Annotated in this window: 20 protein-coding genes and 5 pseudogenes; 4 read left to right on the top strand and 21 right to left on the bottom strand. The window is 38.4% G+C overall.

Going from position 1 to position 20,932, the window contains the following annotated elements:
- Positions 1-111: 111 nt before the first annotated feature.
- Positions 112-753: a Crp/Fnr family transcriptional regulator gene (locus tag ACOV1R_RS13595; protein WP_158179141.1), complete on the bottom strand. Its 642-nt coding sequence runs from the start codon at positions 751-753 to the stop codon at positions 112-114.
- 87 nt (positions 754-840) lie between these two features.
- Between ACOV1R_RS13595 and ACOV1R_RS13590 the strand changes: the two genes are divergently transcribed.
- Positions 841-1,401 (top strand): hypothetical protein, encoded by a 561-nt coding sequence (locus tag ACOV1R_RS13590; RefSeq protein WP_016374492.1) that lies wholly within the window; start codon positions 841-843, stop codon positions 1,399-1,401.
- 49 nt (positions 1,402-1,450) lie between these two features.
- Complete coding sequence (locus ACOV1R_RS13585) at positions 1,451-1,663, top strand: hypothetical protein (protein WP_006845385.1); 213 nt, start codon at positions 1,451-1,453, stop codon at positions 1,661-1,663.
- Positions 1,664-1,683: 20 nt separating this feature from the next.
- On the opposite strand, the gene ACOV1R_RS13580 is transcribed toward ACOV1R_RS13585, so the two are convergent.
- Positions 1,684-2,310: an SGNH/GDSL hydrolase family protein gene (locus ACOV1R_RS13580; protein ID WP_080474103.1), complete on the bottom strand. Its 627-nt coding sequence runs from the start codon at positions 2,308-2,310 to the stop codon at positions 1,684-1,686.
- A 110-nt stretch (positions 2,311-2,420) separates the two neighbouring features.
- On the opposite strand from ACOV1R_RS13580, the gene ACOV1R_RS13575 reads away from it, so the two are divergent.
- Complete coding sequence (locus ACOV1R_RS13575) at positions 2,421-3,083, top strand: RNA-binding domain-containing protein (protein ID WP_372584639.1); 663 nt, start codon at positions 2,421-2,423, stop codon at positions 3,081-3,083.
- A 402-nt stretch (positions 3,084-3,485) separates the two neighbouring features.
- On the opposite strand, the pseudogene ACOV1R_RS13570 reads toward ACOV1R_RS13575, so the two are convergent.
- From ACOV1R_RS13570 to ACOV1R_RS13495, 16 genes and pseudogenes are all read right to left on the bottom strand, one after another.
- Positions 3,486-3,618: pseudogene (locus tag ACOV1R_RS13570) on the bottom strand (aspartate racemase); the annotation flags it as partial.
- A 53-nt stretch (positions 3,619-3,671) separates the two neighbouring features.
- The gene (locus tag ACOV1R_RS13565) at positions 3,672-5,009 is read right to left on the bottom strand and encodes a dihydrolipoyl dehydrogenase family protein (protein ID WP_217203354.1); all 1,338 of its coding nucleotides are present in this window, start codon (positions 5,007-5,009) and stop codon (positions 3,672-3,674) included.
- 21 nt (positions 5,010-5,030) lie between these two features.
- Positions 5,031-5,345 carry a thioredoxin gene (gene trxA / locus ACOV1R_RS13560; RefSeq protein WP_064972126.1) on the bottom strand — a complete coding sequence of 105 codons (315 nt, stop codon included), beginning with the start codon at positions 5,343-5,345 and terminating at the stop codon, positions 5,031-5,033.
- Positions 5,346-5,359: 14 nt separating this feature from the next.
- Entirely contained in the window at positions 5,360-5,494 is a 135-nt protein-coding gene (locus ACOV1R_RS13555) for a hypothetical protein (protein ID WP_255782008.1), read from the bottom strand.
- A gap of 5 nt (positions 5,495-5,499) precedes the next feature.
- Positions 5,500-6,150 (bottom strand): DsbA family oxidoreductase, encoded by a 651-nt coding sequence (locus tag ACOV1R_RS13550; RefSeq protein WP_053339259.1) that lies wholly within the window; start codon positions 6,148-6,150, stop codon positions 5,500-5,502.
- A 15-nt stretch (positions 6,151-6,165) separates the two neighbouring features.
- Positions 6,166-7,089 carry a thioredoxin-disulfide reductase gene (gene trxB, locus ACOV1R_RS13545; protein WP_053339260.1) on the bottom strand — a complete coding sequence of 308 codons (924 nt, stop codon included), beginning with the start codon at positions 7,087-7,089 and terminating at the stop codon, positions 6,166-6,168.
- A gap of 21 nt (positions 7,090-7,110) precedes the next feature.
- Positions 7,111-7,323 (bottom strand): annotated as a pseudogene (locus ACOV1R_RS13540) (thioredoxin family protein); the annotation flags it as partial.
- A gap of 281 nt (positions 7,324-7,604) precedes the next feature.
- On the bottom strand, positions 7,605-8,267 hold the full coding sequence (locus ACOV1R_RS13535) for an ArsR/SmtB family transcription factor (protein ID WP_027822610.1): 663 nt from the start codon (positions 8,265-8,267) through the stop codon (positions 7,605-7,607).
- A gap of 296 nt (positions 8,268-8,563) precedes the next feature.
- Positions 8,564-11,848, bottom strand: a pseudogene (locus ACOV1R_RS13530) (MucBP domain-containing protein); the annotation flags it as partial.
- A gap of 20 nt (positions 11,849-11,868) precedes the next feature.
- A complete protein-coding gene (locus ACOV1R_RS13525; protein ID WP_424744123.1) occupies positions 11,869-12,825 on the bottom strand; it encodes a hypothetical protein in 957 nt (318 codons plus the stop codon).
- A 154-nt stretch (positions 12,826-12,979) separates the two neighbouring features.
- A pseudogene (locus tag ACOV1R_RS13520) lies at positions 12,980-13,132 on the bottom strand (KxYKxGKxW signal peptide domain-containing protein); the annotation flags it as partial.
- Between the two features lie 155 nt (positions 13,133-13,287).
- A complete protein-coding gene (locus ACOV1R_RS13515; RefSeq protein WP_027822949.1) occupies positions 13,288-13,617 on the bottom strand; it encodes a hypothetical protein in 330 nt (109 codons plus the stop codon).
- Between the two features lie 36 nt (positions 13,618-13,653).
- On the bottom strand, positions 13,654-14,499 hold the full coding sequence (locus tag ACOV1R_RS13510; RefSeq protein WP_024002725.1) for a PTS system mannose/fructose/sorbose family transporter subunit IID: 846 nt from the start codon (positions 14,497-14,499) through the stop codon (positions 13,654-13,656).
- 2 nt (positions 14,500-14,501) lie between these two features.
- Positions 14,502-15,350 (bottom strand): PTS mannose/fructose/sorbose/N-acetylgalactosamine transporter subunit IIC, encoded by an 849-nt coding sequence (locus tag ACOV1R_RS13505; protein ID WP_027822950.1) that lies wholly within the window; start codon positions 15,348-15,350, stop codon positions 14,502-14,504.
- Between the two features lie 33 nt (positions 15,351-15,383).
- Positions 15,384-15,878 (bottom strand): PTS system mannose/fructose/N-acetylgalactosamine-transporter subunit IIB, encoded by a 495-nt coding sequence (locus ACOV1R_RS13500; RefSeq protein WP_022638613.1) that lies wholly within the window; start codon positions 15,876-15,878, stop codon positions 15,384-15,386.
- A gap of 15 nt (positions 15,879-15,893) precedes the next feature.
- On the bottom strand, positions 15,894-16,328 hold the full coding sequence (locus ACOV1R_RS13495; RefSeq protein WP_022638614.1) for a PTS sugar transporter subunit IIA: 435 nt from the start codon (positions 16,326-16,328) through the stop codon (positions 15,894-15,896).
- Positions 16,329-16,561: 233 nt separating this feature from the next.
- Here ACOV1R_RS13495 and ACOV1R_RS13490 point away from each other — a divergent pair, with 233 nt between their 5' ends.
- Complete coding sequence (locus ACOV1R_RS13490; RefSeq protein WP_072534732.1) at positions 16,562-19,090, top strand: PRD domain-containing protein; 2,529 nt, start codon at positions 16,562-16,564, stop codon at positions 19,088-19,090.
- Between the two features lie 597 nt (positions 19,091-19,687).
- Here ACOV1R_RS13490 and ACOV1R_RS13485 read toward each other — a convergent pair.
- From ACOV1R_RS13485 to ACOV1R_RS13475, 3 genes and pseudogenes are all read right to left on the bottom strand, one after another.
- The gene (locus ACOV1R_RS13485; RefSeq protein ID WP_072534733.1) at positions 19,688-20,242 is read right to left on the bottom strand and encodes a recombinase family protein; all 555 of its coding nucleotides are present in this window, start codon (positions 20,240-20,242) and stop codon (positions 19,688-19,690) included.
- A 215-nt stretch (positions 20,243-20,457) separates the two neighbouring features.
- Complete coding sequence (locus tag ACOV1R_RS13480; RefSeq protein ID WP_219033507.1) at positions 20,458-20,673, bottom strand: hypothetical protein; 216 nt, start codon at positions 20,671-20,673, stop codon at positions 20,458-20,460.
- A gap of 25 nt (positions 20,674-20,698) precedes the next feature.
- Positions 20,699-20,932, bottom strand: a pseudogene (locus ACOV1R_RS13475) (integrase core domain-containing protein); the annotation flags it as partial.

Raw genomic sequence — 20,932 nt, 5'->3', positions numbered from 1 at the left:
TATCGTTTAGGTGTTGTCATCGGAATGCCTCGATTCGTTTTTCCTCAGATTATACCTGAATTTTTAGTTTTCAGACAGTCCCTAGAAAAATGCGTAGTTAACCGCATTTTTCTAGCACATCGTAATCTGCCGGTTATTCACAATAATTTTACCTTCCAAAGCTAACTGCTTAAATTGACGGCTGAGCGTCTCCGGCGTAATTCCCAAAATATTGGCGAGTTCCTTCTTTTTAAGTGGTAATTCAAAGACGACTTGTCCGGATTCCACCGCGACATCCCGCAAATAAGCCATCAGACGGTCCTTTGCATCCAATAGATCACGGCGCATCTGATTTTTCTCGACTTCAATCAATTGGTTGCCAAAATTGTTGATCATCGCTAACGATAAACTCGCTGATTCTCCGAGTAACTGCTGAAAATCAGCGTATTGAATGGAACAAACCCACGCATCACTAGTCGCTTGGATGTAGCCCTGATTTTCATGCGGTGCAAATAACCAGCGCTGACCGACCACATCACCAGTATGTAGTAAGTCAATAATTTTCTCCTTGCCATTATCAGCTAACGCATAGACTTGGGCCGTCCCCTCGTCCAAAATCAGCATCCCTTCTTGGTGGTCCAGCGGTTGTCGGATCAGTTGACCCTTTTGAAAAAACTTGCGATGGTGCGTCACTGTAATCAATTTAGTTTTAATTGTCGGTGACAGCGGCGCGAAAAGTGGCGAGCGACTGATACAATCCATTTTTGAGTGCATAAATTTTCCTTTCTTGACATATATCAATTTTAATAAGTTTAGAATAGCATATAATGGACTTATAATGAAGAATTGGAGGAATCATTCATGACTAAAAAATACGTTGCTAACATCGTACCACTAAACGCAGAAGGCATTGGAACGGCACCCCATGGAACTGCCACCTTTGTTGAAGACGGTGACCAATTACACGTGGCGATTGAAATGTTTGATACACCTGCAAATACGCAACACTGGGAACATTTCCACGGTTTTCCAGATGGTAAGGCGGCCCAAATTGCCACGATGGCGCAGGATGCCAATCATGACGGATTTGTCGACTTGCCAGAAACTGAACCAGTCTCAGGGACAACGATGGTGCCATTTGACAACGCCCCGCATCACATGGACGTGCCAAATGATAACTACCCAGTCGCTGACGCCCAAGGCCACTTTGCCTACGAAATCGATGTGCCATTAGCTGATTTGCAAGCGAAGTTCAAAGAAGTCTTTGGTACCGATGACTTGGAACTCGACAAACGGGTCATCTACATTCACGGCGTACCACAAGACTTGGCTTTACCAGCCACCGTTGCTGGTGAAGTTGGCGCCTACGATGCACACGTCACCTTACCAATTGCGGTTGGGAAGATTGAAGTCGCAGACTAACCTAAAATTTGAAGTAAGCTAAAACATAACGACCGGATGAGCCTATCACATGACAGGTTCATCCGGTCGTTATGTTTATTTCTTTAGACTATCGACGGAAGCCTTGAAAACGCGAAATCGATTGACGATTATGGTTCCGACTGGCGAAGCACGTCCGTTAATTGTTGCCGAAAAATTGGCGTCCAGATATTCCGATAACCTAATCGGGTTGGATGAGCGTCGTCGACCATTGCTAGTGGTTGGGCGCGATTTTCAGCTTTGACCACTGGATCTTGCCAGAGGTCAATAATCGTGAAGTGCCACTTTTTTTTGTAAGACTTTCAATTGCTGCACTAATTTACCATAATTCGCATCGTGTTTTCGCACACAAGTGAAGAACACGATTGGCACCGCCCAATGCTGTTGAACATAGGCCACGATTGTTTCAATCGCTCCGAGCGTCGTCGTTTCGTCAAAGCCGTGGCGCTGTTGTGCACCCGTAACTTGCCCCATAGCCTTGTCATGCCGCCCATCATTGGTTGAAAGTTGGCAGACAAAAGCGTCCAATGGTTGGGTCACTGGAATCCGATGATAGAGCCGCTGCACATAGCTATCTGGTGCGTTACCTGCTAAAGTGGTGCCACTCACCGCTTCCTTGATGGCAATCACGCCATCCGTCGCGACGAGATAATCGACGAACGAATCTTCCAGTGCACCCGCACCGGCCGTAATTGACGATCCCAGAAATGCAATCCGCCGACCCATCAACGGTGACTTGGGATTCAATGTTTGATGGCTAGGGGCGTAACTAGGCAAATTGCCCGCAATCAACCGCCCCACCATCGTCTCACGCTGCAACTGCTTATTCACCGTTCCGACCTTGATTGCCTCCTGCAACAACTGCTTAAATTCTTTTTTGTATCGAATCATATTAAAAAATGCTCCTATGCTATTAGTTTACAGGGCAGAAGAAAATCTGTCCGTAAATCTAGCATAAGAGCACTGGACTTGAATCTAAATTAGCAAAGGGATCTCATTCTATAAAAGTTTCCGATAGGGAAACCAATATTACTCTTGTTGAGGGATTACTTGATCCAGGGTTCATTTTTAGCAAGGACGAATTAAAAAAATATAGCGATGGACAGATACTTAAACAAATACTTGAAGACAGTTCTGGCGAAACAGAACGGTTTGAATTTAAACTTGGTTTGTATTCGTTCAATCCACAGACGCAAAAGAAAGCTTTCAACACGAAACTAGTATCCAATATAACAAAAAAAGCAACTTCTTTTGCCAATACTCCGAGTCATAAGAGTTCTTACATCATGATTGGTGTTGCAGATTCTGATTCTTATAACGCATCTGACCTTGGAACAGAACCATTTAAGATAGGACCTATTTCCATTGTTGGGATTAAAAGAGATTTAACATTAAGTGGAAAAAGTATCGATGAGTATTATCAACATTATTTCTCAGCACTATCTCAAGAGTCTGTTAGTGAAGAGATGATGACAATGTTAAAAGACATAAAAAGTTATACCTATAACGGTGCAACAGTATTATCCATTAAAATGGATAATACTGGGAAACCTGAACCCTACAATGGTAAGTACTATCGTAGAGAAGGCACTAATACTGTTGAGCTAAATGTACCAGACTTAATATGTCTAACGCAAAATTTACAAAAACATATGGATGATTAAATCTGATATTAGAAAAAGCAGGACTTATTCTATTTTAAAAGCTCAAAAAGGCCACTAGGGTATACCCTAATGGTCATTTTTGTTTCTGTGCTATACTAGGAATTACAAATGTTCATTAGAACTGTCCAAAAAGAAGTGCTGACAATGATATAAAAAGCTTCCCAGTAACAATATTACTGAGAAGCCAGAAGAAATTATATGTATATACATATTATGACATAATAAAGCCCCTTTTTGCTATTGGCTCTAGCAGAAGGGGCTTTGTGTTGTCGTAACTCTTTCCATATGGGAAAGAGGCGGTCCAATTGGACTATGCATCACAATATCCTACAGCTGTATTATACCACGAGCACTAAGCTGTTTTCTTTTCGCTTTCTTTTCATTGAGCTAGATTTCTGCCCATGCATGATTAACTACAAGATAATCTAGACAGTCTTGGTCACGATTAGTCGATGTACGCTTATTTTAGTAAGCGTACATAACTTTCGGTTGCTATCGTTCCCATTCCACCTAAGATTGTAAAAAATTGTTGCATTTTAATTTACCCTTCTTAGGACTAACTATGTTATAAAAAGTAATATTGATAAGTTATACTAAATTTTTAATCTTGTAGGCTAATCCTGGGAATGCCATTAACATTTTCTTCTTCCAGTCATCTGGTTGCACATCCAAACTCATCACTGGAATCAGATTATTAATGTCATCTACAGCAGTCTGGCTAATTTCGGAAGCTCCCTTTAATCGTCCAGTTTTCTTGTCATAAACAATGGTTAGACGAGCATTATCGGCTGTTCCTTGATAGAAAAAGTCACCCGCTGTAATATCAATATCTTTTATAACATATTTCTCATTATTACGTGCTTCATCAATATTTATACCAGCTTGTGCTACTTGAGGGAAGGTAAAGGCAACTGTCCCGATTACTGGGTATTGAATTGGTTTCGTTTCTTTTTCAGTAAAGAGAGCACTCAGATAATCACCTTCAAATTGAGCAGTTGGTGTCAAGCCTGGCACCTTCTTACTGAGCACATCACCAAGGGCATAAATATTTTCCGAACTTGATTGCAAAAAACCGTTTGTTTTGATCCCATCTTCGGTCGCTTCAACTCCTGCGGCAGAGAGATTAAGCGAACCTAAATTAGGAACTCGACCACTTGCATTAACCACTGTATCAAAGTTACTTTTATCACCAGTCGTGGTTTCAAGTTGATATCCACTTTCCTTCTTAGTGATCGCCTTTACGCTAGTATTGAATTTAAATTCAATTCCTAACGAGTCCTTCATTTCGTTCACAAGTTGTTGAACATGTTGTGAGTAGAACGACCGGAGGGGACGATCGGAATGTTGAATAATTGTCACATCTGAACCAGCAGCGGTAAGTAAAGTAGCAATCTCCATGCCAACATAGCCGCTACCGATTATGGCAATACGCTTTGGTAAGTCCTCCAAGTCAAAAATATCTGTACTAGTTAGCGTATATTCTTGTCCAGGGAAAGATAATTGACGTGGTGTGCGTCCTGTAGCAATAACAAAATTATCAGCCTCAATCACACCTGACTCCACACTGATGTGGTGTGAATCAATAAAAGAAGCTGTTCCCGTCAATGTTTGGGCACCTAAACCCTCATACATTTGCTGTGTGCTCTTAGGAAATGGTGCGAATACTTCTTTCTTGTATTGAATTAATCTTTGCCAGTTTAACTTACCAGGAGTTTCAATTCCCTTTCCTTCTAGCTTTCGTGAGGTAAGAACTGCTCTTACAGCCCCTTCTAAGAAGATCTTTGGCTCGCACCCCTCATTCGGGCAGATTCCACCAAAACGCTTTTTCTCCACCACTAGGATTTTCTTTTTACTATCCTTCATTCCCAGCAAGAAACGATAAACAGAAGGTCCACTTCCAACTACGACGTAATTAAACTTTTCCATTAACTATTCCCCTCGTTCTAATTAATCGGTATATTGAGAAAGAACTTGCTTAAGCTGGTCCTTGCTGTGAAGGCCAACCAGCTTCTCCATGATCTTCCCATCTTTCTTAATAATCAGGGTTGGAATAGACATGATACCAAACTCAGCAGGAGTATTTTGGTTAGCATCGACATCCATCTTACTGATCTTGACCTTGTCTCCCATATCCTTATCAAGTTCTTCGATAATTGGTCCCTGCATTCGGCAAGGAGGGCACCAAGTAGCCCAAAAATCAGTTAGAGTTACTCCAGTATTGGTCTCTTTCTTGAAGTCTTGATCCGTCACATTTTTAATCATGTTATCTTACCTCCCTAGTCCTTCTTTTCATCATTCTTTTTCTTGTTCCAGTGATCGGCAATACTGCAGCCGTTGGGCCCACATGTGCCACTATCACCTTGATTATCGCCGACAACTTGGAATGGTGTAGTTACTTCCTTTTCTTCCATGATAATTATGCCTCCTCTTCAGCTTGAACCTGCTTAAGTGCTTTAACGAATACTTCATATGGTTGAGCACCACTAATTGCGTACTTATTATTAATCACGAAAAACGGTGCAGCATGAATACCTGATTGTTGGGCTTCTACCTCGTCACTAATGACATCATCATGATATTTATCCGAATCTAGCACGGCCTCTATTTCATCTTTAGCTAGTCCAGCATCCGTTGCCGCATTAACTAAAACATCATGATCAGCAATCGAGGTTCCATCACTAAAGTAAACTTGGTAGAAACGTTTAATAACTCTTTCTGTAAGTGCAGGATCACCCTTACTGCCAGCTAATTTAATTAAACGATGAGCATCCATAGTATTAGTAGGGACAACCTTATTAATTTCCATCGATAATCCATCTGCGTGCGCCATTGACTCGATATAAGCCATTTGCTTTTTGGCCTGAGGCTCTAGTGACTTATTTCCCTGAGTAAAGTGATTAATATACCCTTCAGTAGTTACTTTTGGCGTTGCAGGGTTAAGCTCAAAAGATTTAAACTTTAGTTCTGTCTCATCGTAAATACCAATTTCTTTCATAGCCTTCTTCATACGATTAGAGCCGATATAACAAAATGGACAAGCAATATCTGACCAATATTTAATTTCCATCTTTAATTCTCCTTCTTAATTAAAATTTTCAACATATTCATATGCATTCTGTCCAGCAATTCCCCCATCACCAACAGCAGTAGTAATTTGACGAAGTCTCTTCTTACGAACATCACCAATTGCAAAGACACCCGGAATATTTGTTTCCATATCATCATTTGTCAGAATCCAGCCTGCTGAGTCTGTAATATTTAGCCTCTTAAAAAGCTGACTGTTAGGTAAGTTACCGATATAAATAAAGATTCCGTCTGTATTAATAACTTTCTTTTCATTTGTTTTAGTATCGACGACCTCAATTCCGGTAACATGATTTTCATCACCAATAATCTTTTCAACTGTCGTATTCCAGGTGAAATTCATCTTTGGATTCTCGAATGCTCTATCCTGAAGAACCTGTTGGGCGCGCAATGTATCACGATGGTGAACTACATTTACTTTGTTCGTCACATTGGCTAAATATAAGCCCTCAGAAATAGCTGAGTCTCCACCACCAATTACGGTTACCTGCTTACCCTTAAAGAAAGCACCATCACATACGGCACAATAGGAGACGCCCTTGCCTGAAAATTCCTCTTCTCCTGGAACACCTAATTTTTTATTAGTCGATCCGGTAGCAATAATAACTGACTTAGCGGCCAACTCTTCGCTATCGGTTTTGATATGCTTCCATTGATTTGAATCAACAGTTACTTCTTGAACATCACCACAAATAAAATTAACTCCAGCCTTGACCGTACTTTGATACATTTTCTCGCTCAAATCTGGACCTTTAATTGATGTGAACCCGGGATAATTTTCAATATCATCCGTATTATTCATCTGACCGCCGTATATGCCACGATCAATCATGCCAACTTTAAGGTTTGCACGAGCAGCATATAAGGCAGCTGTCATTCCACCTGGACCTGCACCGATTACGAGTACATCATATGTTTCCATTATTTAGTCACTCCTCACACTCTATAAATAATAACGAATTACTGTCTCCAATTGATTTTGATCTATAAAACGTGATATCCGTTCTACCATCTCATCATTTTTAATTAATATGATGCTTGGCGCAGTTAACACATTGTATTTTTTTACCATAAGCGGGTTATTATCAGCATTGAGCACTTCAACTTCTAATTGATCATGATATTTAATGGCAAGTCTGTGAATAATTGGTCTTTCCGTATAGCATTGAGCACTTCAACTTCTAATTGATCATGATATTTAATGGCAAGTCTGTGAATAATTGGTCTTTCCGTATAGCATTGAGCGCACCAATCGTTCTCAAAGACCAACATTTTAAGTTTAGGTATGTCTAGCTTAACCATATAACCAATATCACCTCTTATCAATTCAACTAATTCATTGAATGGTTAAATAATAGCACCTACTTTTTGTAAGTGCAAGGGTAAATTTCTGTATTTAAATTACCTAAACAAAAAAGTGACCGGTAAATCTTCCGATCACTTTTTCTCGTTAATACATTTCAATGCTCTTTTCCAATCATAGTAACTATAATTTAAGCTAAGCGCATTGTAGCCATTATTATTTAATAACTGCGTTGCAATATTCGAATTACCACATAATCTACCACGACAATAAACAATAATTTGCCGATTCTTCGGTAGTTCCGTTAGATGGTCTGATAAAGTATCAAGTGGGATATTTATAGCAGAATTAATATGTCCTTCTTGATACTCATCTTGTGGACGAACATCTAAAAGTAGTCCATTCTTATAACTTTTCAGTGCTTGTTCTAAGGAAATGCTTTTTACATTTTCTGAGGTTGTGGCTTTATGTTGAATAACTTTCATTTCAGAAAGCTCGTTTTCGCCAATATCAGTAAGCAGTTGAATTAGTTTCGTAATTAAGGGTGAACTCAGGCTGTAAATGATTCGATTCCCATCTCGCTCAGTTTTTACTAGGTGACTATCCCTTAATACTTGTAAATGCCGTGAAGTATTAGCAACACTAATCTTTAATTCTTTTGAAATTTCTTCTACACTCTTGGGAGCCTGGATTAATAAATCAAGGATTTCCAAACGACGATCACTGCCGAGGCTCTTTCCTATTCTGGATAGTTCTTTGTAAAGACTATCTTTGTACTCAATTGCTTCTTCGTACATAATCTCACCACTATTCAAATAATTTATTGAATAGTTTATCATTATTTTAAAACTTTGTATAGTTTTTCTTTAAATTACGCTCATTTACCCTATTCTATAGGCTTTTCATTCTGCTAGAATCTTCAAATAACGTCATACAACATGGTAACCATCTATCTATTTTGCTAAAAAACCGATGAGTTTCATTAATTTGCGGCCAAAGGAATTCTAGCATTTATTATGAGCTTATCTTGCTGTTGAAACTTATTTAAATGGCCAATAGTCAGTTCATCTGGATAAAGTTGTCAGGTGCTTAACTACAGGAAACTACGATGCTTTTTAATACCAATTAAGCCAAGCAAATTGCCGAGTATTACTAACAAAATACCAGCAAATGATATTGTTTGATTTCCATTATTGTCTTCACCTGTTCGGGGTAATCTTGAGGTGTTGTTAGACTGAGATTCTGTACTCGTGGATGTATTGACAATTCCATTCTTGGTAGAATTATTTAGTTGACTTGGATTGTCGAGTTGGTCAAAACTAGGATTTTCTTGACCCTTACCAGTAGCAGACGGATTTCCTGATTGAGTAGATCCAGTATCTCCAGTGCCGTTCCCACCAGCAACCGGATTCTTGGTGTACACATAGGTTACGGTCTGATCCTGAGCTGTGAAACTACCCGTAGGGGTACCTTGAACTTCTTTGAAGGTATAACCAGCAATATCCTTTTGGGTTGTCGAGTAAGGGGCACCAATATTACCAGAAGAAACAACATTGTCAGCAATCGAATTGCCGCTTTCATCAACATACTTAGCTGTGCCGTTCCCACCAGCAACCGGATTCTTGGTGTACACATAGGTTACGGTCTGATCCTGAGCTGTGAAACTACCCGTAGGGGTACCTTGAACTTCTTTGAAGGTATAACCAGCAATATCCTTTTGGGTTGTCGAGTAAGGGGCACCAATATTACCAGAAGAAACAACATTGTCAGCAATCGAATTGCCGCTTTCATCAACATACTTAGCTGTGCCGTTCCCACCAGCAACCGGATTCTTGGTGTACACATAGGTTACGGTCTGATCCTGAGCTGTGAAACTACCCGTAGGGGTACCTTGAACTTCTTTGAAGGTATAACCAGCAATATCCTTTTGGGTTGTCGAGTAAGGGGCACCAATATTACCAGAAGAAACAACATTGTCAGCAATCGAATTGCCGCTTTCATCAACATACTTAGCTGTGCCGTTCCCACCAGCAACCGGATTCTTGGTGTACACATAGGTTACGGTCTGATCCTGAGCTGTGAAACTACCCGTAGGGGTACCTTGAACTTCTTTGAAGGTATAACCAGCAATATCCTTTTGGGTTGTCGAGTAAGGGGCACCAATATTACCAGAAGAAACAACATTGTCAGCAATCGAATTGCCGCTTTCATCAACATACTTAGCTGTGCCGTTCCCACCAGCAACCGGATTCTTGGTGTACACATAGGTTACGGTCTGATCCTGAGCTGTGAAACTACCCGTAGGGGTACCTTGAACTTCTTTGAAGGTATAACCAGCAATATCCTTTTGGGTTGTCGAGTAAGGATCACCAACATTACCAGAAGAAACAACATTGTCAGCAATCGAATTGCCGCTTTCATCAACAAATTTTTCAGTTAGTTTCCCAACACTGTTCCAAATAGAAGCAATTGGATTGATAGTTAAGTTACTGATGTTAGTCGTTCCATTATCTGAATACACGTAAACACCATTTGTAGCTTGATCACCAATATTTTCTGGCCGCATAAAGAAGTTTTGGGTTATCGATTTTTCGCCATTATTAGCAAAGGCCTCAATACTTGTTTCGTCAACATAAACCGTAATCGTAATTGATCCATCAGCATTCACTGTTGCGTTCATTTTGTCTCGAGGTGCACCCATATTGGGTTCACCAGTGCTGAGTCTCTGGACAAAAAATAATCCCGTAGTCAAATCATAACCAACCAACATATCATACTTTTTATCATCAGAAACACGAAGCTTAAAGCCGACTGAACTTGGTTTATTGCTCTCATCCCAAGAAAATGTCGCACTAATTTTATATTGTTTGCCATCATATTGAACTTTTTGATCATTACTTGAAATTGAAAAGTTACTGTCCTTTTGATCAATAACATTGGCCTCTTCGTTGTTAGCAATTTCTTTGACCACAGTATTTGCCAACAAGTACCCGTCTGTTGTATCAGGACTCTTTTCAAGATTCAGTTCGCGAGGAAGAGTCATATTACCGTACCAAGGTGTTGTGTTAGCTTCTCCCGTATAGCTCCAATTCGACTGCCAAGCCAACATAACAGTTCGACCATCGGGCATATTGGAGAAAGGAATACCGGCATAAAAGTCTTCTCCTGAGTCCATTGTCATTGGATCTTGAAGCGTCTTCGAGCTCTCAGGCATCCAAGTCCCATCAGCGGTCATATTGCCAACATAATATTGCATCCCAGATCCTGTGGCATGTGCGCCTTGTTGAACACTGACACAAAATACCCACTTTGTGTCATTTGTTCCAGCTACCTTTATTGGTATCAATGATGGACATTCCCATACGCCGTTACCCACATCATTTTCACGTTCAATTTTAGAAGCATATGTCCAGTCCAACAGATTGCTAGATTTATAAATGAGGGCTTGCTGGCCAGACACAACGGTTAAATAGTATTGTTTATTAACCGCATCGTAGACTACGCTTGGATCGCGGAAATTCGCGGCATCTCCTCCCTGGTTCATGCTGGTTGGAATGATTGCCTGAGGATTAGCCGCATTACCATCCTTCGAATATTGAATAAATGTTTTGCCACCATCGAGGCTGTAGGCCAAATGTTGCTCTTGAATCTCATTTACTCCAATCCAAGTCCCTAATCCACCTTCAGCACCGTCATTTTTTCTAGTCGCAATCTCATAATCAGCTGTGTAAAAGGCTAATATGGTCCCCTTACCTAACCCACTAACATTATTGGCATCAACCACAATCGAACCGCTGAATATAGCCTTACTATTTGGTGTAGTTCCCCAGTCTCCTGTTGGATCCCCAATATATCTCACTGTTCCATAATCTTTGAGATTTCCCGTTGTGTTAGTATACGTAAAGTCTTCCCAACCTTGATTCTCTAACCAAGGAATGGCAACATCTTCTTGTGTCCAATTAATTAGATCCTTGCTGACGGCATGGCCCCAAGACATATTGCCCCATTGGTTCCCCTTTGGATTATATTGATAATAAAGATTGTAAAGTCCTGTGCTACTATCATAAAAGAGGCCGTTTGGATCGTTGATCCAATTTTCATTACTGGAGTAATGAAATTGATTTCTATATTGTTCATCATACTGATCATTTTGACTGATATCGGGGGTTGTAGCCTTTGCTGAATTGTCAATCGCTATAGTGGTAATTGCTTTGGTGGTAATTGCTTTGGTTGCAATTGTTGTGGAAGATGTTGATTGGTCAGTTTGAGATTGCCCTACACTACTTTTTGCTTGTTCATCACTTGTCGGCAATGTGGTATTCGAATTGACAATAGCCTTATCTGAATCACTTGTTGTAACAGGTTTTGTCACATCAGTATTGTTAGTGCTATTTGAGGCTACTTGATTTTTGTTATCATCTGTTTGACTGACTGTATTACTGGCTGTATTACTGGCTGTATTACTGGCTGTATTACTGACTGTATTACTGGCTGTATTACTGGCTGTATTACTGGCTGTATTACTGACTGTATTACTGGCTGTATTACTGGCTGTATTACTGGCTGTATTACTGACTGTATTACTGGCTGTATTACTGGCTGTATTACTGGCTGTATTACTGACTGTATTACTGGCTGTATTACTGGCTGTATTACTGGCTGTATTACTGACTGTATTACTGGCTGTATTACTGGCTGTATTACTGGCTGTATTACTGACTGTATTACTGGCTGTATTACTGGCTGTATTACTGGCTGTATTACTGACTGTATTACTGGCTGTATTACTGGCTGTATTACTGGCTGTATTACTGACTGTATTACTGGCTGTATTACTGGCTGTATTACTGGCTGTATTACTGACTGTATTACTGGCTGTATTACTGGCTGTATTACTGGCTGTATTACTGACTGTATTACTGGCTGTATTACTGGCTGTATTACTGGCTGTATTACTGACTGTATTACTGGCTGTATTACTGGCTGTATTACTGGCTGTATTACTGACTGTATTACTGGCTGTATTACTGGCTGTATTACTGGCTGTATTACTGACTGTATTACTGGCTGTATTACTGGCTGTATTACTGGCTGTATTACTGACTGTATTACTGGCTGTATTACTGGCTGTATTACTGGCTGTATTACTGACTGTATTACTGGCTGTATTACTGGCTGTATTACTGGCTGTATTACTGACTGTATTACTGGCTGTATTACTGGCTGTATTACTGGCTGTATTACTGACTGTATTACTGGCTGTATTACTGGCTGTATTACTGGCTGTATTACTGACTGTATTACTGGCTGTATTACTGGCTGTATTACTGGCTGTATTACTGGATGATGCCTCACTGTCGCTTGAACTCGGCAAATCAACTTGTTTTGATGATGCTACAGTCGGTACGTCATTGACTGAAAGCGATTGAGTAACCGACTCATCTGTTGTAACATCGCTAGTCTGAGTGTTGTTTTGACTAATTTGAGAAGACGAAGCGCTTGTCGCAGCGCTTACATTTTGCCCACCATTAAAAAATGAAACGATAAGACATGTTGATAAGCAGGCAAATACCCACATGCTCTTGCTTTTATACATCTTATAGTGCTGCTTTTCATTAGTCTTCAACCTAATTACCCTCCTATTTTTTAACAGCTCATTCACATGAGTGTTAGTCACCACTATTTATTCTTCCATCACAGTGAGCTACACCCAAAAAATCGTTGAGAACTGAATCTCACCGACTTCTCAGTCCTGCCATAGTTGCACTGATCACTGATAAATGAAGCACCTACAATTAAAGTTACCTGTACCAGGAGCTATTTGACTTTGGGCGTAATTCCTGTCTGCTGACGAACCTTCTTTTGAAAATATTTGATTTTCTGGTCATAATCGTCAACAACTGCACGAATATTTTGCTGTCCTTTCCAGCCTACATAACTGAATGTAATGGTTAGTAAAGCACCCAAAATAAACAAGCTGATACCAAGTATATATAACCATAAATTTTGATGATATAAATAAGATATAACAATACCAATTCCGCTAGTAACTGTTCCGAGTTGAATCCAATAGCCTAAATTTTTAAGCATATGCTTCTGATAAGCAACTTCTTCTTCATAACCCGTCTTCATTTCTTGAATTGTCATCATTATCCTCCTCCCTGGTAACATCATTTACTTATTTTAATATGATAGTCCCGGATTAAAGAAACCAACTAATACACCAACAAGCGCAATTACTACGAGAATTAACATTGTCCAGATTGCTGATACATGTTTTTTTGTCATTAACCACCAACAAAAGAAGGTTACAGCCACCGTTAACAATCCTGGATAAATACTATCTAATTTATCTTGAAGATTTAGGAACACCTTACCATTAGCCCCAGTTAATTTAAGTGAAGTCGTAACGCTTACCCATGAGGCTAAAACGCCACCAACAACCATGCTTCCGACGGTTCCAATAGCATGTCGAACAGCTGCACCTTGTTTACCAACTAAAAAGCTAACTGCTTGATCACCAAACTTATATCCCCGAAAATATAAAAATCGTTGTCCAAAATAAGCAATGAGTACCCAAGCAATAATATAGAATATTGCACCTAATGGTGAACCACCACTTGACATACCTAATGAAATCCCCAACAGAATAGGAATTAAAGTACCGTCAATTAAGGAATCACCGATACCGGCAATTGGCCCCATTAAACCTGCCCGCATATCGTTAATCGTTTCTCCATCGATTTCCTTACCATCAGCGCGTGCTTGCTCCATACTAGCCGTGATTCCAACAATAACTGTCCCTAACATTGGATTAGTATTAAAGAAAGCAGTATACGCCTTGATGGCTTTAACTTGATCTTCATGCTTGGGATATAATTTTCTGAGAATTGGCAACATAGATGCCATATATCCAAATGTTTGCATATGTTCTTGAGAAAAGCATGTTAGTGCCCCCCAAAACCAACGATGAAATGACTTTGTCAATGTCTTTTGATCAAGCTGATTATGACTATTAATTTTATCCATGATCAAATATCCTCCTCATCGTCGCTATTACTTGGACCATCAGTGACAGCTTCAGATCCTGATGTTTTTGCCATCTCAACTTCATACATAATAACTGCAAATAATAGCGAAATAACCGTAACTGATACCAAATTAAGTTTCAATGAAGCAGCAAGCGTAAATCCTACTAAAAATGGGATGAAATCTGCTGCCCGCCCAATGATTTGGCGAAGTAAAATAGCAATCCCAACACATGGTAACATTCCACCAACTGTGAATAGTGTCTTCATTGCTATCCCATCCATAGGCAGCGCATTTCGTAATGCCGTTACCGCTGTTGCACCATAATAAGTTAATAACATGGTTGGTAAGAAAGAGAAAATCGCATGAGAAATCCATGGCCAGCCAAAATTAACTGCCGTCAGTTTATCCAACTTGCCACTATGAACATCTTTCCAACCAAAAGATTGCCATACCAAGTTCATAGTTGCGACTGCGTAATACAAAACTGTTCCAACTGTACCCACCAAAGTTCCAACTGATTTTGCAAGGTTAGCAGCACTACCGCCAAGCGGATTCAATCCTTGAGAAGCAATTGCGACCATTGCCAATGGAATACCAATATAAGAAATTGCACGAACATCAGCAGATACTGTCCCACCGGGTGTCACTAACGCAATGTAAACCAACTGCATTGCAACACCACAAGCAATACCAAGTTGAAGATTTCCAAGAATAATACCACAAACAAGACCACCAACTAATGGGCGGCCAATCGTGTAATTCCCAACTGCTTGACCAGCCATACAAGAATTCGAGCATAAACAAGCAAACAGACCTAATAGGGCTGCTTGAAGCCAGCTAATTGTCATTTTAAAAGCCTCCTATCCTTTCTCAATCATTGATTAATATCCGAATCTCGATTTAAATTTATTCCAACCTCCTAATCGTTGATCTGGTAATAAAGCAAATTCCACGTTATAGCCATTCTTTTCAATAGCTTCAAACGCATCACCCTCAGACTGTGTAAAGGATTGATTATCTCCTAATTTAATCGCACCTTCCCGATCATTACCTGGACCAACAATAATCGTCTTAATATCACCTGGTTTAAAATTCATATCCACCAAAATTGTTTTCATATCTTGCGGGTTTTTAGTAATCAAAAAGTATTTTGTTTCCGAACTCAAAACTTTGTCTCTGACTTGGTTAAAGTGATCAAGGGTCCAAACAAAAGTTTTTTTATCCGATGCAGCCTTATAAGCCTCAGCTAAAATAGCATTATTAGCTGCTTTATCGTTTACTGCAATAATTCCATCACACGGATACTCTTTACCCCAACGGACAGTTATAAGTCCATGAATCATACGATCGTCAATACGAACAAAAGAAATTGCCATTTTAATATTTCCTCCTTAAATGTCTTCATCAGATGGTTTCAATATTCCATTCATATCTAAGGGCCTAATGGCCTTAGTTGCTTCTGAAAGAAGCTTACTCTTCAATTCGATATTATCTAAAGAATCTTTAAACATCATTGCGGTTAATGCCATTGGGAAATTCATCCCCCCAATAATGATGCTATCATTGAATTTTTTTTGTCTATTTAAAACATTACATACTGTGGTAAGGGGACTACCACCAATAATATCTGCCAAAATAACAAACTGAGAATTCTCTGGTATTGGCTTCATAGTAGTATCAATTCGCTTATCTAACGTATCAATAGCTTCATCAGGTTTTAAACCAATGGATATGACTGTATTAGTTGCATCACCCGCGAACATACTTAAAGTCTGTTTTAAACCATTAGAAAAATCACCGTGACTAATGAGTAACAAATACTTCAATTCACTTTCCTCCTAACTCAAGAAATTTTTGAATACATTTTCTAAAAATGATACCTATCATCATTTATTAGGGATAGCACCTTCTTTATCATTAAATAATATAAGCAACTTCGAATTCGAACTAGACTGAAGAATAGTTAGCGCTTACAATGTATATATTAGGCATATAAATATAAAAAGTCATCAAAATATTGTGCTTAATTTCAGACAATAGTGCTTAAGGGGTGGAAATTTTGAATGCAATAGAAAAACTTTATGCGGTCATCGCACAACAATTTCCTAACGTTCGTATTACTACGAACCAAGCAGCTCATGCAATTGGGCTGACACGTGGTGTAACTAGCAGTTATCTATCAAAATTAGAAAAACAAGGGCGATTAGAAAAGTCTGGCAGCAGACCAGTATATTGGCAAATTAAACATAGAAAGAATGCTTTTGATAACTTAATAGGCTCATATGGCAGTTTAAAATCTAATATTAAAAATGCTATAGGAGCCATTGTCTACCCTAGCCATGGGTTACCGGTTCTTATTACAGGTAGTCATGGCACTGGTAAACTATTATTTGCTCACGCCATTTACAATGAAGCCATCAGACGTAAAATCTTGACTGAAAAGGCTATTTTTAAACTAATCGATTGTGAAGATTATCAAAATCAGTTAAACGTGCTGAAAAGAGAATTGAAAACTATTTCTGCCCAGTCTAACAAAATCAAATCTGAAGATAGTTACGTGTGTATTAAAAATCTACAGACATTTAAGCCTGTAGATCAGCACGGTTTATTTACTTATATTATGCAACAACCCGATAGTACCGTTCGTTATATTTTTTCAACGACTAATACAAACCTCAGTCTTCAAGATAACATATATTTAAAAAATGCTATGGTGAGAATTGACTTATTGGACCTTGATAGCAGGCCTTTTCATGAGAAAGTTGCTTTTATTATTATGTTCCTACAACAACAAGCCGATCAAATTAACAAGAAGATTTTAATTTCACCATCTGAACTTATTAAGCTGGCCAAGCTTAGACAAGCTGATAACATCAGAGGCCTGCAAAATACAATTAAACTACTGGTAGCGTCAGCCTACGCCCGATCCTTAAAAATGAATCAGTTAGTTATTGGTTTAGATGTAAATCATGCTATCTCCATCATACCTAACCAGAATTTATTACAAACTAGCATAACTAGGGTAGTCAACAATATCCTACAGCTTAATTCCAACTCACACACTTTACTCGCAAAACTCACGGATTCACTTGGCCATAGTGAATCTATCACAGAGCAAAATTTTTATGTGCTTAAAGTGCTTAAGCAAGTCAGCGTTATTACTAATGAACCGGTATTGATCAGCTTAGCACCGACATTTCAAGAGGCTGTCCAGAAGTATATTACTACTCCCTATGGCATTAATTTCCCACAAAATAGTAACTTTTGGAATCAGGTTGCTTTAGCTTTCATCTATGCTAATCTTTGTAGCATCAACCTACCAGATGATGAACAATCCTCCAAACTGCAAGAAGCTTTAAGAAATCATTACCCGAGAAGCTACTATTTATTTAAAAAATTATTGACCAAAATTGAACCTCAATACGTAAAAAATAGTTATCATTACCTTCCGTTTTTCATCCTGATGGCATCAAGCACAGATAAAATTGAATCTGTGCATTATAACGCTATTTTATTAGCACATGGAGAACAAACTGCTTCTAGCATTCAACAAATAGCGAATACATTATGTGGTAATTACTTTTTTGAAGCCTTTAATATGCCAATAGATATTTCCTTGGGAGAAATTAATACTTATGTCTGTAATTATTTGTCTGAGCAAGGTGATTCTGCAAAAGGAAATATTGTTCTATTTGATATGGGATCACTACACCAAATGTTTAAAGAAATTAAGAAAGTTTCTGATCAAGAACTTCTAGTTGTTAATAATATAACAACTGCAATGGCGCTTGATATTGGTCTTCAGATTCAACGCAACGAACCATTTCTTGCTATTGCAGAAGCAAGCCAGAAATACGGTGCTACTACTGATTCTCAATACTATGAGGGATTATCGAACAAACAAAATATTATTGTTTCTTGCATGTCAGGAGTCGGCTTATCCAAGGAACTTAAAAAGCTTATTCAAACAACTCTGTCATCATCCTTAGAAATAATTGCTCTAGATTACAAGCAATTACACAATTTATTAATCAACCAAGATCATCAATTTTTTTCAAAGACAAAATTAATCTTAACCACAACCGATATCAATCATGATTTAGATATTGAGATTATAAATGTTTATAGTATTTTTGATAAAAACACATCTTTAAAATTACAATCAATATTGTTATCAATTGGTGAAAGTTATGAAGCCTGCAAATTATTGATTGATCGCTTACTACAGTTTCTTTCAATTGAGGGTATTCGTGGACGGTTACAAATTTTGAATCCCAATATTGTAATTGAAGATAGTCAAGACATTGTTACCCATTATGAGAATTTCTATGATGTTAAATTTAATCCTAGATTAAAGCTCAATTTATATATGCATCTCTCGCTAATGATTGAACGAATGATTATGAATCATACAAGCTCTGATAATCTGATAAAAAAAATGGCCATGACTAGCCAAGAAAGAGATTTTTTCACATTGTCTAACGGAATCTTTAAACCGATAGAAAAAAAATTCAATATTGAAATCCAACCTTATGAAATTGAGTTAATTTATCAATTGATCAAAGATTTTATAAAAAATAAAAATTAAGACGTAATCTACCGTTTTACCAAAAGGAGCAGAGAGACTGCAATGATATATTGCTACTATCTTTAATCCATTTCGTTTAGTATCCTTTACTATATATAATAAAGAGGCCTCTAATACTAGTGTTTCTGTCAACATCATTCATACCGTCCAATGATAAGACATGGTCACGAGTTGGCATAAATAAGAATCAACAATTCCCGTCATTGGCGATAGATTTAAGATGACGTTTTCTTAATTTTGAATGGTGTTCATGGCCTTAGTTAAACTTTTCTTGTTTCTGCCAAATTGATTCAATTCAGTAACTATGACAACACCACCTTAACAAATCATAATTTGGATAATAGTATGTTCCATTTGAAAGCTAAGCCTTATAATTAGCATAGGGTTAATAGCTCTAATCAAAATACCCACCAAAGGCCTGCTCAACTAACAATTGAGTAGGCCTTTTGTAGTACAAATTAATCCTTATCACAACTAACCTCAATAGCACAACAGGTATAAATAGTGCCTAAAATCCCTAAATAAATTTCTCTCACAACTGTTTAATAAAGTAGCAATCCCCGTTGTACGTGATTAATTAAACATTCAATTCTTAAATTAAATCAACTTAAACCGTCGCTGCTGCGTGCGTTTACTAATCCCCGTCTTTCGTTCAATCATCTTATAAGTCATCCCCTGTTGTCGTAACTCATAAGCAAATTTGATTTGTTCCTCAGAATACGTTTTCGGCCGTCCTTCCCGAAACAACGGATCATGTTGCTTGGCATATAATTTACCTTCTTGTGTGCGCGTGACAATCATATCGCGTTCAAACTGCGCAAAAGCACTAAATATTGTAAAGACTAATTGGCCAGTCGGCGTATTATCAATTAAGCCCATATTCAAAATGTTGACTTTGACATTTTCTTTAAACAACTCTTGGATAATGGCTAAGGCCTCGCGCGTGTTCCGCGCAAACCGATCCAACTTAGTGACAATCAAAGTATCGCCTGTTTTTAGAACGCGCAACAGTTTTTGAAACTCCGGTCGTTCAGTAGTTGTGCCAGTAAACTTTTCCTGAAAGATTTTTTCTGCTCCTGCCAATTTTAGTAACTCAATTTGATTTGCTAATTTCTGATCAGTGGTACTGACCCGGGCATAGCCATATTTCATCTTTTTATCTCCTTACTTATGTCATTAAGTAATGACACGGTTCTAACCCTTTAATTATACAGCATCAAAAAAGAGGCCACAACTGTTAAGTTATGACACAGTTTATATATTCATTTAGCAGACATTAACCAATTTATTAATAAAAACTGGACTTAGAATGCGTTTCTCAAACGTCAAAACATGAAAAAACGCCTATTTCTAGGCGCTTTTTACGATTATTGTTGTAAAGTTTGTTGGGCTTTTTTAGCTCTTGGCTTTTTCAAATCTGGATTAGCCTTTGCAAAGTCTTTCAAATCTTTTTGTGTTTGCTGACTAATTTTTTTACGAACTTCTTTAAGCTGTGTTTGCAAATGCTGGTTGTTATCTGGTGGATTGAAGTCAATATTTGAGACAGATTTTAAGAGACATTCAGAACCGCGTTTACCTTCCACAGCTCAAATAAATCATTAATCGCGATTAATAACTTATTTGAACCCTGGAAAGCATTAAATCAGGCGGCCATTTGGCTCGTAAGTATTGCAATTTCAACTTGTAAGGGGTCTGGTAGCCCAGTGAACTATGAATTCTCTTCCTATTGTAGAAAGCATGCACATATTCAAAAAGGACGGCACTGGATAAACACATTCCTTTTTGAGGGAAGCGTGAAAGGATTCCATTGGCGCATTATCATACGGACAACCCTTACGGCTG

This window comes from Lactiplantibacillus sp. YT640 (assembly GCF_049745435.1).
Taxonomy (GTDB): Bacteria; Bacillota; Bacilli; order Lactobacillales; family Lactobacillaceae; genus Lactiplantibacillus; species Lactiplantibacillus plantarum.
This window is presented reverse-complemented; position numbering and strand designations above follow the sequence as displayed.